The 12,444-nt window shown below is 62.7% G+C and carries 15 protein-coding genes; 9 read left to right on the top strand and 6 right to left on the bottom strand.

Annotated features, from left to right (window positions below; genetic code table 11):
- The first annotated feature begins 108 nt into the window (after positions 1 to 108).
- A complete protein-coding gene (locus tag NKI47_RS18305; RefSeq protein WP_352592259.1) occupies positions 109 to 1,113 on the top strand; it encodes a DUF1403 family protein in 1,005 nt (334 codons plus the stop codon).
- A 5-nt stretch (positions 1,114 to 1,118) separates the two neighbouring features.
- Positions 1,119 to 1,817 carry an SMC-Scp complex subunit ScpB gene (gene scpB / locus NKI47_RS18300; protein WP_352592256.1) on the top strand — a complete coding sequence of 233 codons (699 nt, stop codon included), beginning with the start codon at positions 1,119 to 1,121 and terminating at the stop codon, positions 1,815 to 1,817.
- 153 nt (positions 1,818 to 1,970) lie between these two features.
- On the opposite strand, the gene NKI47_RS18295 is transcribed toward scpB, so the two are convergent.
- Together NKI47_RS18295 and NKI47_RS18290 are read right to left on the bottom strand one after the other, a co-directional pair.
- Entirely contained in the window at positions 1,971 to 2,855 is an 885-nt protein-coding gene (locus NKI47_RS18295; protein WP_352592253.1) for an ImmA/IrrE family metallo-endopeptidase, read from the bottom strand.
- Positions 2,852 to 3,169, bottom strand: coding sequence for a helix-turn-helix domain-containing protein (locus tag NKI47_RS18290; RefSeq protein ID WP_352592250.1), 318 nt, complete (start codon positions 3,167 to 3,169; stop codon positions 2,852 to 2,854). Before NKI47_RS18290 ends, NKI47_RS18295 begins: the two co-directional genes overlap by 4 nt.
- Before the next feature lie 186 nt (positions 3,170 to 3,355).
- Here NKI47_RS18290 and NKI47_RS18285 point away from each other — a divergent pair, with 186 nt between their 5' ends.
- From NKI47_RS18285 to NKI47_RS18270, 4 genes are read left to right on the top strand one after another with little or no spacing between them, the layout of a single operon-like run.
- Positions 3,356 to 3,529, top strand: coding sequence for a DUF2188 domain-containing protein (locus NKI47_RS18285; protein WP_502898047.1), 174 nt, complete (start codon positions 3,356 to 3,358; stop codon positions 3,527 to 3,529).
- 15 nt (positions 3,530 to 3,544) lie between these two features.
- Positions 3,545 to 3,808: a multiubiquitin domain-containing protein gene (locus NKI47_RS18280; protein WP_352592247.1), complete on the top strand. Its 264-nt coding sequence runs from the start codon at positions 3,545 to 3,547 to the stop codon at positions 3,806 to 3,808.
- Positions 3,783 to 4,958, top strand: coding sequence for a ThiF family adenylyltransferase (locus tag NKI47_RS18275; protein ID WP_352592244.1), 1,176 nt, complete (start codon positions 3,783 to 3,785; stop codon positions 4,956 to 4,958). Before NKI47_RS18280 ends, NKI47_RS18275 begins: the two co-directional genes overlap by 26 nt.
- Positions 4,955 to 5,359: a ubiquitination-like system serine protease family protein gene (locus tag NKI47_RS18270; RefSeq protein ID WP_352592241.1), complete on the top strand. Its 405-nt coding sequence runs from the start codon at positions 4,955 to 4,957 to the stop codon at positions 5,357 to 5,359. The genes NKI47_RS18275 and NKI47_RS18270 overlap by 4 nt, the downstream gene beginning before the upstream one ends.
- A 278-nt stretch (positions 5,360 to 5,637) precedes the next feature.
- Here NKI47_RS18270 and NKI47_RS18265 read toward each other — a convergent pair whose 3' ends face one another.
- Genes NKI47_RS18265 through NKI47_RS18255 form a run of 3 tightly spaced genes read right to left on the bottom strand, consistent with a single transcriptional unit; the run spans position 5,638 to position 9,222 of the window.
- Complete coding sequence (locus NKI47_RS18265; RefSeq protein ID WP_352592238.1) at positions 5,638 to 6,699, bottom strand: TniQ family protein; 1,062 nt, start codon at positions 6,697 to 6,699, stop codon at positions 5,638 to 5,640.
- Positions 6,696 to 7,574, bottom strand: coding sequence for a TniB family NTP-binding protein (locus tag NKI47_RS18260; RefSeq protein WP_352592235.1), 879 nt, complete (start codon positions 7,572 to 7,574; stop codon positions 6,696 to 6,698). Before NKI47_RS18260 ends, NKI47_RS18265 begins: the two co-directional genes overlap by 4 nt.
- A gap of 1 nt (position 7,575) precedes the next feature.
- Positions 7,576 to 9,222 (bottom strand): TnsB C-terminal domain-containing protein, encoded by a 1,647-nt coding sequence (locus NKI47_RS18255; protein WP_352592232.1) that lies wholly within the window; start codon positions 9,220 to 9,222, stop codon positions 7,576 to 7,578.
- Positions 9,223 to 9,329: 107 nt separating this feature from the next.
- Here NKI47_RS18255 and NKI47_RS18250 point away from each other — a divergent pair, with 107 nt between their 5' ends.
- The 3 genes from NKI47_RS18250 to NKI47_RS18240 all read left to right on the top strand — a co-directional run bounded on the left by NKI47_RS18250 (position 9,330) and on the right by NKI47_RS18240 (position 11,965).
- The gene (locus NKI47_RS18250; protein ID WP_352592229.1) at positions 9,330 to 10,409 is read left to right on the top strand and encodes an RHE_PE00001 family protein; all 1,080 of its coding nucleotides are present in this window, start codon (positions 9,330 to 9,332) and stop codon (positions 10,407 to 10,409) included.
- A 92-nt stretch (positions 10,410 to 10,501) separates the two neighbouring features.
- A complete protein-coding gene (locus tag NKI47_RS18245) occupies positions 10,502 to 11,179 on the top strand; it encodes an XRE family transcriptional regulator (RefSeq protein ID WP_352452669.1) in 678 nt (225 codons plus the stop codon).
- Positions 11,180 to 11,965, top strand: coding sequence for an RES family NAD+ phosphorylase (locus tag NKI47_RS18240; RefSeq protein ID WP_352592225.1), 786 nt, complete (start codon positions 11,180 to 11,182; stop codon positions 11,963 to 11,965). It begins immediately after the preceding gene.
- A gap of 145 nt (positions 11,966 to 12,110) precedes the next feature.
- Here NKI47_RS18240 and NKI47_RS18235 read toward each other — a convergent pair whose 3' ends face one another.
- The gene (locus tag NKI47_RS18235; RefSeq protein ID WP_352592222.1) at positions 12,111 to 12,440 is read right to left on the bottom strand and encodes a helix-turn-helix domain-containing protein; all 330 of its coding nucleotides are present in this window, start codon (positions 12,438 to 12,440) and stop codon (positions 12,111 to 12,113) included.
- Between the last annotated feature and the right edge of the window lie 4 nt (positions 12,441 to 12,444).

Here is a 12,444-nt window from a genome sequence, read left to right as displayed (position 1 = left end):
ATACGTCCGATAATGCAACCTTATCGGACGTAAAACGAAGGCGACAAGCGCGGCGGAATATTGGCATTTCAATTGCAAAAAGCGCCGTCATGATTCATGCTGTCGACGATGATTCTGCGTCCAAAATCCTCTCGGCGACTGCCGGCCCAACCGCTCGCCCTGGCCTCTGCCGCGTCGGCGCTGCCGGTTCCAGGTTGGCTGCGCAGGGCGATATCGGACTCGCAAGGCCGTGCCGGGCAAGGGTTTGACGATGTCGCGCTCATCTCCGGCGCCGCCATTGGCGCGCTCGACGCGGTTGTGCGCCGGCAGGAACGATGGGCCGGCGCCTGGCGGCAGCGTCTGGCGCTCGCCGCGGCTACGGTTACGGCCCGGCAGGGCGGCCGAATCGAGGATGAAGCCGCGCTGCGCGATGCCGTGCTGCTCACCCGACCGGGCGATGACGTCGGCCCCGCTGGCCGGATGCTGTTGGCCTGGCGACGGCTGGCAGCCCGGCCCGCGGCGGAGCTTCTGACGGAGCAAAACCTCGCCGCGGCATTGGAGGAATTCGGCTTTTTTGTCCGCGACGGCGAGGCGCTCGGCGATCTGGCGGATGAGCTACGGCAGATCGCCGCGACCGACGGTTCGGTCGCGGCTTTGGCCGACGCCTGTGCTGCCGCCGAGCGCCTCGGCCTGCCGCGCGCTGCCGCGTTGTGGATCGCCGACGCGCTGCTGGCGCAACGGCTCGGCTGGCAACATGCCGTGCCGCTGCTGGGCGGTGAGTCAGCCGGAGCCAAAAGGTACGGCTGCACGCGCCTCTTGCCGGGCACCCCGTCGACGCCGGATCAGGTGAGCATGTTGCTTGGCGCACAGGCGCGAGCTGTGCTCCGCGCCATCGATCTGTCCACCGAGCTTGGGCGCCGCGCCGATCGGCTGCTCGCCGTCGCTCCAAAGCTCAGGGCTAAGGCGTCGGATGCCGTTGTCGAAAGGCTGCTCTCCGAAGATGCGATCGTTGCCTCGGAAAAGATCGCTGGCATGAGTGACCGCGGCCTGCGCCGTCTATTTGACCGCTTGGTCGAGTTCAGCGCGGTGCGTGAACTCTCCGGCCGGCCGACCTTTCGCGTCTACGGGTTGTAGGGACGATGGCGGAGGCGGCGCGTGGGAAAAGAGGCAAGGGACGACCAGAAGACGATTTGTTCGACCGTGAGCTCGATCATCTGCCGCCGGAGGCGCGCTGGCGCGAATGGATGCATCGCGTCGAAGCAACCATTTTTGCTGCCAGCGAGCCCGTTGGGCGCGAGACGCTGGCGCGCATCGTCGGCAAGAGCTGCAGCATCGACGTTTTGATCGACGACATCCGCGAGGAACTGCGCGGCCGCCCCTACGACTTGGTTTCCGTTGCCGGCGGCTGGAAACATCTGACCCGGCCCGCCTATGCCGACGCCATCCGTGCGGCGGTCGGCAGCAGTGAAAGGGCGATTGACCTGACGCAATCGGAGGTGCTCGTGCTCATGTGCGTCGCCTACTTCCAGCCGATCACCCGGGCCGAGCTGTCCAGCTTCTTCGGCAAGGAGATCAGCCGCGACCTGATCGGCAATCTACGCTCATTCGGATTCATCGCATCCGGCCCGCGCGCGCCGCGGCCGGGGGCGCCCTACACCTACGTCACCACGCAGGCATTCCTACTGGAGTTCGGGCTTGAAACCCTTCGCGATCTCCCCGACTTCGAGGCGCTCGAGGATGCCGGCTTGCTCAGCAAGGAAAAGCTGCTGGCCGGCGATATCATGCCGGAGTTCTCCAGCGGCGACGCACTGGGCGTCGGATTCGAAATCGATGACTAGGCCGTCAGCAAAAAGTCACAGAATAGCGGCAATGCGCCTCTGGTCGTGTAAATCCACATAATGCCCACAAAATGGGCCGATACTTACAACAACGCAGAAGTCGCTACCTAAAGCGATTAAGGATTCTTTCGCGCAAAGCGAACGGCGAGGTAGCTATCGGACGAACCGGTCGTAGGTGTCTTCTAGTTCATCCGGGTCTTCGGACACGAACCGCGGCGGCGCATCGTCGAGGATCAGGAGCGACAGCACGAAGTCATACTGCTCGGCGTGCAATGCCATTTCGCAGGCCGGCTCCCGCAGCCAGACGCCGGCCGCATGATCCATTTCTGACTGTCCCGCCGCGAGCCTGCCGGGGTTGGCCGCCAGCGACGTCGCCGACACTTCGATGGGGGGGCGACCCGCCGTCTTGAAGTATGCCCCTGTCCGGAGCGCGCTCTCACTCGAACGCGCCCATAGGATGTAGCCGTCTCGGGAGTTGACCAGGATTGCCCGCTTGGTCGTGTAACTGAGCCAGCGCAGCGCCGCGGCGATGAGCGACACGTTGTATCGCTCGGCGCATTGCTTCAGGACGGCCAGGGTCGCGGGCGACCTGTCCGGCAGGAGGCGCCTGAAATCGTCAAGCGGCATGAGGAAATTTGCGGCGAAGACGTTGGCTTGGTGTTCCACCTGACCGTATTCGGAATCCCACCTTACGATCTGTTGCTGGCCGCACTCGAACCCCGTCGGATATTTCCGACGGTGAAGGAGATAGTGCCCGAACTCATGTGCCAATGTGAAATTGATGCGGCCGCGTGACGTGATCGTGTCGTTGTACAAGATATGCCAGCCGGGGCGCTTGCGCGATGGGTACAACGCGCCGTCGAATTTCGGGATATCACCGCCCGCCACCTTCAGGATGGGATCCTGCGGAAAGCGCTGGCTCGAGTAATCTCGCGCAATCATCCCGATGTCGAGGGGATAGCGGTCCGCACCCAGAACGGCGTTTAGGAGGTGTGTGATTTCAAAAGCCCAGCGCTCTGGCGTGAACGGTGCCGTCATTCGTCGTCGTCCAAGAGGTCCAGCATCCTGCGAATCTTATCCTTGGTAACGGGATCTTTGCTTTGGTACTTGCGGAAGAACGCCGTGTCCGTCGCGTCCGCCACGGTCACTTCCTCGGTCATTAAGTAGTCGGGGGTGACGCCGAGCGCGACGGCGATCTTGGCAACCTTGTCGGCCGAGGGGCGCGGCGGGTCCTTGTTCTCAAGTTCCCAGATGTAGCTCTTGCTGGACTCACTCAGTTCGGCAAGCCGATCGAGCGTAAAACCCCTACTTTTCCGCAGGTCACGAATTTTTTCGCCGAGGGGCGTGGCCACCGTCAGTCCTTTCCGATTGGAAAGTTCAGAATAGCAGCACCCAGAGTCCTTGACAACCGATCCCAGTCACCCCATGTTGTTCGGAGTAGGCATACTTTTCATCTTGTTAGTGACGTAGGAGAACTAGATATGGCCTCTAAGGGCTCAGGCCAAGACACATCATGTGGTCCATAACCCCAACGGGGGTTGGGACGTCAAGCGTGGCGGGCCTCCGGTCACTTCGATACCAAGCGCGAGGCCATCGACTACGGCCGCGGCGTCAGCCGCAACCAGTCGACGGAGCTCAAGATCCACAACCTCGACGGCCGGATCGCCCAGAGCGACAGCCACGGCAACGACCCTAACCCGCCCCGCGGATAATCAAGGAGATCTCCTATGTCTGACGAGAACAAAGGCCCGAACAAGACGATCACCATCACGGTGAACGGCACGCCCTACGACGTCCCCAAAAAGGAAGTGCTGACCTATGCGGAGGTCGTGACTCTCTTCGATCCCACGTACCCGCAGCATCCGGACACCGTCTATTCGGTGACCTACACCCGCGGTGACAAGCCTAAGGAGGGGACCCTTTCCCCCGGCGGCTCGGTCAAGGCCAAGGACGGGATAGACTTCCATGTTATTCCAACTAGCGAGTCGTAATCCCGACATTCAGAAGCTGATCGACCGGGGCTACGCGCTCCGGCTCGACAGCGACTACCTCGTCGTCCGCGACATCCCCTATCTAGATGCCGCGGGCAACTTGTGCTGGGGCGCGATCGTCACCACCATGAAGGATATCGACGGCACCCGCGTCACGCCGCATGACCACCAGGTGTTCTTTGCAGGCGGCGTGCCCCACGGCCTCAACGGTAAGCCGATCCCCTTCTTGGGGGGCGGCACGGCGAGCGTCCCGTTGGCCAAGACGGACGTCGTCGTCCAGCGCTCCTTCTCCAACAAGCCGCCGCAGGGCCTTCCGGATTTCTTCGTCAAGATTGAACACTACCTAACGATCCTGTCCGGGCCTGCGCGCCACCGTTTTCCGGAAGCGAACCCTTTCACGTTCAACGTTGACGACGATGCAGGCCCGGAGAGCGTTTTCCACTACCGTGACACACTGACCAGCCGCGCGCTGATCGGCGATCTCGCGGCCAAATTCAACGGCCAGGACGTCGCCCTCATCGGACTAGGCGGCACCGGCGCCTATGTCCTGGATTACCTCGTCAAGACGAACGTCAACAAGATCCGGGGTTTTGACCCGAAGCCGTTTCATGTCCACAACGCCTTCCGTTCCCCAGGACAGTTGCTGCAGGACGAGCTCGGCAAGCCGAAGGCCGAGGTCTACCAGAGGCGCTATGAAACGTTCCGCAAGGGCCTTAAGCTCGAGGCCAAGGCGATCGACGGCACCTGTGACGCTGATTTCGCCGGGGTGACCTTCGCCTTCGTCTGCATCGACAGCGGCAGCGCGCGCGCTGACATCTTCGATCTGCTTATCCGTCTGGGCATACCCTTCGTGGATGTCGGCATGGGGCTTGTCCGTACCAACGGCGCCCTCGCCGGCATGGTCCGCACCAACGTGCTGCTGCCCGGCGAAGCGGAGGAGGTCCGAAGCAAGAAGCTGATCCCCCTCACCGATCCGCCTGGTGACGAGTACCGCGCCAACATCCAGATCGCGGAGCTGAACGCACTCAATGCGAGCCTCGCCATGCTGTGCTTCAAGCAGCATTGCGGATTTTACGCACAGGCGCAGCCAGCGTATCATCTGCTGATGAATACCGCGTTGCCCAAACTGTTCGTGGAACCGACCGAGTGAGCGATTTCCGCCTCGAGAAGGTCCACTATGTCCCGCGGGAATTGGAACCCGGCGTCGTCTACGCGTCCGACGAGTACAAGGTCGCGGTGCACCTTTGCGCGTGTGGCTGCGGCAGCAAAGTGCCAGTTTCCCTGGGGCCGACCGGATGGACCCTGACCGAGCGGAACGGGCGGCCGACTATCCGCCCCTCGATCGGCAGCGGGCAACTGCCGTGCCGCTCCCACTATCTGATCACGGAAGGGCAGGTCGATTGGGCGCCTGCCATGAGCGCTGCGCAGACGGTCGCAGCACTGAACTCAGATCATCGCAGGCGGGAAGCGCATTACCGCGAGGCCGCCCGCAATTCACGGTGGTGGGTACGGCTGTGGAAAACGCTCCGGCGCTGGGTTGGGCTGGTGTAGGCGTCAGAGGGCTCACGTTAAGATTTTCCGTCACCGTCGATATTCGACCAGCTGCTGCCGGAAATCTTCTATGCCCATTTCGCCGCAGATCGAAACGATAAGTGTCAACTCACAATAGAAAGTATGCTCCCGCTTTCCTCAGTCGACGAGTCAAAGCCGCCAGTCAGCTCACGGCTCCGACTCTGCCGTTCGCGGTAAAACCGAACGAATGGCAAGATGGAACTGCGTCGTAAGTATCCCGAACGGCGACAATGAGGTCACTTACTGACCGACGGCTTTCATATCACCGACTTCGAATGGCGCGTGCTTGAGCCGCAGCTACCTTTTGCTGAGGCACGAGCGCCATCGGAGTGCATGACGCGCAAATAAGCGCCGAATAATTCGGATCGATCCGCACACATACCAGGGGTACGCTTCGATCGCGGCGCTCCCTTATGTCCCTCCAGGAAGTCTGCAAAGCGTGCGATCAGCGCCTCATGGCCGCCTGCGGCCACTATCATCCAACGTCGGTATGCGTCGGCGCCGTCCATGTCGTTCACAAGCCAATCAAGAGGTTTCGCCGCGAGCGCCTCGAAGCAGCCAACGCGCGCGGCGGTCGAGAGATTCGTGAGCGTCCTCCCCGAGCGGATATTGGCGGCCGCCGGCGTACGCAGTACGCGGGAGACCGCGTCACTGGTCTTCGCCGAACCCTTGACCGACTCCACCATGCATATATCCGCGATCGCGCGTTCCAGCCGACGTGCAGTCGCCTTCACTGAGGCCTTCGGAGCAGCGCGCAGGTCGAACCCGCATCGCGCGCAAAAATGCTGCGGGACAAACTCGCCCTGGTCGAAGGTCGCGATGCCCGCGCGGCAGGCTGGGCATCTATCTCGAAGACCACAGCCATGCGCGAAGCACGACACACGCGATGCCAGCCGCCACTGCCGCCGGAAATATGGTGCCTCGTCCGCTGCAAGGCAAAGGGGGCAATACTGCATCCACGTCGAACGGTTCCGATGCGCGCTGTCGCGCAACGGCAGCAGGAGCGGGGCCATCGCACCGCCGCTCATCGTCATCGCCGAAAGGTTCTTGATCCCCAGGCCCGTCTGATCGGAGAGCAACGTGGCGACGTTGCGCGGCAACCGAAGGTCGAGCCGCGGCGACCACATCCCTTCGCCGAGCCCGAGGACGCTAGGGAACGACCGCGGCGCGATGCCGTTCGCCATCGCAAGACGGTGCAGCCAGCTCGACAGAAGTTCGTCCGGAAGCGGCTCGACGGCAACCGGCCACTTATCTGGAGCGACGTCACGATATCGCTCGCGGATCTCGATCGCGAAGGCCCGTCCCGCATTCCCTGTCACAGCAGTTCGGCGCGCACGAGCGCCCGACGGCGTTTTGAGACCGGGACGTAGCGCAGCGCCTCGATGCCCGATTTCGTGACTCGCTCCTCTCCGGACTTCACCGCGGTCGAGGCGGCCGCGGAGACGATCGCGACGATCTCGCCGATCAGTCCCTCGGAGAGCTGGAAGATTGTTCGCGCCGTAGGTTCATCCGAGAGATCGGACGGGCGGGCGAGCGGCAAGGCGCTCTCGAGGCTGTCGAGCAGCGCAAGGAACTCTTCGCCATATTGCCAGCGCGGCACTGCGTGCAGGTCGATCCGTGTTGCCATTTCGGCGGTCTGGTTGACGAAGTCGTAGACGGCGACCTCACCGATCAGAACCGGCGAGATGTCGAACTGGCGGCCGATCCTCCGAAGGAAGGCAAGCACGGCCTCGACGTCGCGCGCCCGGCCGCGCAGGGCATTGTGGAACTCATCAAAGATCAGGATTCTGGGCTTCAGCCTGTCGAGCAGATGATCGACCTGTTCTGCCTTGCGGCCAACGTCCCGGCTGCTGCCCGTTGGCGCGCGCAACGCCTGCAGAATGCTTCCGTAGAAATGGGCGAGACCGGCGCCCTCACGCGTCTGCACCACCCACACCCGCTGCTGCTCGGCTGCTCTCAGATGCCCGACGGCAAATCGTTCGGCGATCATCGTCTTGCCGTTGGCATAGGGTCCGACGAGCATCAGGGCTCGGGTCCGCAACGATGGCGGCCGCGACAGAAGCTCGGCAAGGCGCTCGTGCGCCTGGACCGCCACCTGGTGTCCGATCCATCGCGGCGCCTGGATATAGGCGATCCGCTCGGCCGTGCCGTGGTCGAGGTGGGGACGAACGTGATCGAGCAGATGGTCCGCCACGTCACCAATCCTCCACGGGCAGGTGGCGCTTCGGGCGAACGGGATGATGGGCAGGCGCCGGCGTCGCCTGCCGCATCGCGTCATAGGGCTTGGGGGCGTCTGTGGCGTGGGATTTGCGTACGGCATTGCGCAGTTCGGCCTTCGACGGCTTCGGTCCGCCGGCGATCTCAGCGATTTGACGCCGCAGGGTCACCTTCTCGACGTTCGTGCGCGTGTTCGCGGTGCGTCGCTGGAGCCGGTCGGCCTCGTGCTCCCACAATGTCATCGGAGCGAGCATGCCGTCGCGCCGCTCCAACGATCGAAACTCTCTGGTTTCGGGATCGCGGGCATAGATGTGGCTGATGTCGCGCGGGTCGTATCGAAGCTCGAGCTTGCCTAGCCGATCTCGCTGCGGAACAAGCTCGCCCACCCAAGGCGAGTAATAATCGAGCGCGAACATGCTGACGCCCTGCGGTGAGATGCGCCGCTCCGTTCCGGGCATGAATGCCAGCAGGACCCGCATTGGATCATCGTCGAAGCGTGCAAGTTCATGTGCCTCCCATTCTGACGCCGGCACCTTCAGGGTCCTCGCGTTTTGCTGCAGGTTGTGGTCGATCACCGCGAGCGCGACGCATCGCTCGAGGTCGGCGAAGCTGAGACGCGCCCGCCGCTCCGCGGGGTATTGGTCGCGATCCGCCACGGAGCTGCCTGTCGAGCCGGGCTGCGTTGCAAGAACCCCGTTGAGCTTCCCGAGCAGCCTTTCGACCACGCCGCCGTGATGAACCCGGCCGCGATCCCGGTAGCGGATGCGGATGCCGTAGTCCTCGCACCCGCGCTGGAAGACATTCCCTTTGAACTCCTTGGCGGAGTCGGTGACCAGCGACCGCGGTCGGCCGAACATCGGCCAACCATGCTCGATGCCACGCGCAGTCAGCCATTCCTCCTTCGGACACATCGCCTGCGCCAGGCACAAGGCGACCGACAGCGCCGAGGGCTTTTCGAGCGTGAGGCAGAAGCCCAGAACGCAGCGCGTGGCAACGTCGGTGACGATTGTCAGGTAGGCCCGGCCGACGAACGTTCCGCCGCCCTCGACGACCTCGACGAAGTTGATGTCGGTCGGCGTGTGATCGATTTGGCAGACATCCAGCGGATGCGACGCATGGATGTATCCGGGCCGAGCCTTGAGCCGATGGAGATGTTTCGGGTTCGCGGATCGCTTCTTCGCGATTTCCTCGGGGCCGAACAGTGCGGGGATTCGGCGGGCGACCGTGAGGTAGGACGGAGCAGCCAGGCCTGCCTCCTCGCATCGGGCACGGATCTCGGCCACGACCGGAGCGAGGGGTGGAGCCTCCAGCACCAACCACTGCTCTCGCAGTGTCGTCGCGATGATTTCCTCGATATCTGGCTGAAGGCGCTTCTTCCGGGTCCTGTCCCCGCCGGGCAAGAGCGACGTCACGGTCCGATCGACACGGTAGCGTGCCAGCAGATTGTAGACCTGTCGCGTCGAGAGGCGCAGCTCGGCGGCCGCGCGTGCGATTGCCGTCCGCCGGGAACCCGAACCGTCCAGAACCCTGTCGATCTCGCTCGCAATGCGGCGCGCCGTCGACCACGCTTCTTTGGAATGGGACGCAGCAGGCACCGGTTTCAGGCTTTGCAATTGGTTCGACAAAATGAGCGGTCAGTGAAATCGTTAGCGAGAAATTGTGCCTCTCGTAGCAGCCAAACATAGACAGCATATGACGTTCGGGCGTTTGCAATCGGGAAGTGAAAACGACAGTGACCGAAGCCTTGGCGCGGCTCGACGAGCGGCTGGCTCATTCCCCCGTCCGCGACGGCTTTGTCGAGCGCCAGCATTTTGGCGATGCGGCCGCAGCACTTTGGCTCGAGGGTGAACTCGTGCACCTCGAGGACCTTGTCCTGCACGACGCCCACATGGACATCCGCACGCCGACCCACGAACTCACCCGGGCGCATGCCGTGCTGCGCGCCCGCCGGCGCATTTTTGCGCAAAAACCGGACTGGGCGCTCAGCCGGGAAGGTTTTTTGGCCCTGACCGGTCGCGGCGGCGTGACGCCGGCATCGGGACAAAAAAGCCGGGAAGGGGAGGGGGCTGGAAGCAGCACCGTTGAAACCGACGGTCGGGATGACGCTGAGGACGATCTGCTGGCCGAAGAATTTGCCGAGATCGATGCCGTTCTGGCCCGCTCATCCAGGATTCTGAGTGGCGCCGACGTGCCGGCTCGAAAGGAGGAAACGTCACGACGTGACCGGCCGGAGCCGCAAAACGGCCTGATCTACGATCTCGACTGGAATGAAGAAGAACGGCTGGCCGAATGGCAGGACGTTATCGACAGGACGCGGGATCTGCCGGTCGTCCTGAGCGGCGCGATCCTGCTCGAGGCCTGGACCGACATCGAGGTGCTGCAGCATGCCGCCTGGCTCGGGCCGCTGTTTTGCGCCGCGCTGCTGCGCCAGGAGGATCTTTCCGCCCTCCATCTCGCCTGTCTGCATCTCGGCGCCAAAAACATTCCGCGCGAGCGGCGGCGGGCACGCAATCGGTCCGACCGGTTGCTGGCCTCCGTCGATGCAATCCACGACGCCGCGCTTGCGGGATTGAAGCAGCACGACCGGCTGGTGCTGGCAAAAAGCCAGATGGAGCGAAAACTCCGCGACCGCCGCGCCAGTTCGAAACTGCCGGACCTCATCGAGCTGGTGCTGTCGCGGCCACTCGTCTCGGCTGGCATGATCCAGGAGCGGCTAAAAGTGACAAAACAGGGGGCGCTCAATCTTGTCGGCGAGCTCGGCCTGCGCGAGATGACGGGCAGGGGAAGGTTTCGCGCCTGGGGAATTGTTTAATGCGCAGCCATTCTCCACTGGCTTTACGAAATTATCGAACTTGACGAACTTGCGCTCTCTAACCATATTGGTGACAGCAGGAGGTTTTCATCATGGCCGCTCCAAAGCGCAGCAATCATGGCGGGTCCGCGTCGCAGGCGGGAGTCGCCGCCCTGAGCTTCACGACAAAGCTGCCGGCACAGGCAGACTTCAAGAAGGTGCTGCTCGAACGCTATCAGGAAGCGATCGCACGCAGCCGCAAGATCGGCCACCGCGTCTCGTTCCGGGTAGAGGTCGATCCGGCGGCCGATGCGCAGACGATCACGCCGGTCGAGGAGCAACCGATCGATACCTTTCCCGTCGAGGACACCGGCAAGCCCGATGCCGAACTCGAGGCGGCGCTTGCCACAGCGCGCGCGCGTGGCCGCAAGCGTGTTGCCGAAATTGTCGCCGGCGAAGACATGCTGAGCGCGGATGCCTTTGCCAAGCTGATCGGCACGTCGCGGGTGACGGTCAACGCCAAGCGGCAAAGCGGACAGGTGCTCGGGATCGATGGCGCCAAGCGCGGATTCCGCTTTCCTGTCTGGCAACTCGACAAGGACGGTCGTCCCTTCGGCGCATTGCCGGCGCTCCACGAGACTCTCGGCAACAGTGCCTGGGCCGTCTATCGGTTTCTGGCGTCGCGCCACGGCGCCCTTGATGGCCGGACGGGCCTTAGAGCCCTTCAGCAAGGCGATGATGCCGCGGTGTTGGCCGCAGCGGAGGGTATGGCCAGGGGCGATTTCGACTGAATGCCCGGCGTTCCTCCTCCACCCGATTTCGGGCGCGCAAAGCTCGAAATCGAGACTATACCGCGCGGTCGGACGTTCGGTCGGATCTACTGGAGCACCTATCCTGATCCATTGGGGTACGGGAAGTCGCCGAGCCGGTTCAGCGATCCTCGACGCCGTGTTGACGCCAACCGGTTTGGCGTCCTTTACCTCGGCGACTCCCTGAAGGTGTGCTTCCTCGAGACCGTGCTCCGCGATCGCCGCGAAGGAATCCTTGACGATCTTCCAATAGAGGAGGTGGAACTGACCCATGCGCAGATCCCGACCAACGCGGACCTGCGCCTGGTCGATCTCAGAGGCGACAATGCCGTTCGAATGGGTGTGCCGACCGATGTCGGTCGGGCACAGCGCCAGAACCTGGCACGCCGGTGGTCACTGGCGGAAATCGCCACCGATATTAGAATCCAGTTCCACCCCGGCGCATTGCATGGAATCAGGATTCAATTTTGGGGTCTCTGCGAAACGCCATGCTACGAAAGTGCCACGGGCGACCGCGACGCGGACTTTTTCAACAATATCGGCCGACAGCCGACTGGCCGCTCTTTGCGCGCTGGACAAAATAGCTGCCACAAATACACCGCACGTTTCCGAGCTTCGACGCATCCAATGGACATAACTCGACGTACGAATAAACGGCCTCCCGGCGACTCAACGGTGACAACGCGAGCTGACATCAATTGTAGTAGCCACAACTCCCAGGCCCAAGAGGGGCAGGGATACAAGTTGACCCCGAGCTTCGCGAGGTAAGGCACTCCGGCGCATCGTCGCGGATAGGGATCTCTTCTTCCGTGCTCCAGAACCGTTACGTACAAAGAAATTCGACCTCGGTTCGCTCATCACATTTCTCGATCTGCCTTAAATCCGTCACGCAGGGTGGCGCTTCTGACGATTTCTACCCCCGGAGGCCAGCGAGCCTGTCCAGCAAATCACCGAGCAACACGGCGTTCGGCCGCGCGGCGGCCCATGCAGCAGCCAGGTCATCGACCAGTACTAGGTCGGTAGCGGGCAAGGCAGGGACTGCCTCGGGCATGACACCTACTGTAATGCAAATTTGCATCACGCTCGCATTGATAAAACGAAACTTTCCGGCGCAGACCTTTGAGACCTGGCTAGCCTCCACGCCAGATGCTCTAGACAATTCAGCGATTGACCAGTTCCGAGCTTGCCTAGCAGCGGAAAGTCGTAAACCCAGTGCGATCGCATCATTCTCGTTGAGTTTCATGCAA

The organism is Mesorhizobium sp. M0633 (genome assembly GCF_040320645.1).
Taxonomy (GTDB): domain Bacteria; phylum Pseudomonadota; class Alphaproteobacteria; order Rhizobiales; family Rhizobiaceae; genus Mesorhizobium.
This window is presented reverse-complemented; position numbering and strand designations above follow the sequence as displayed.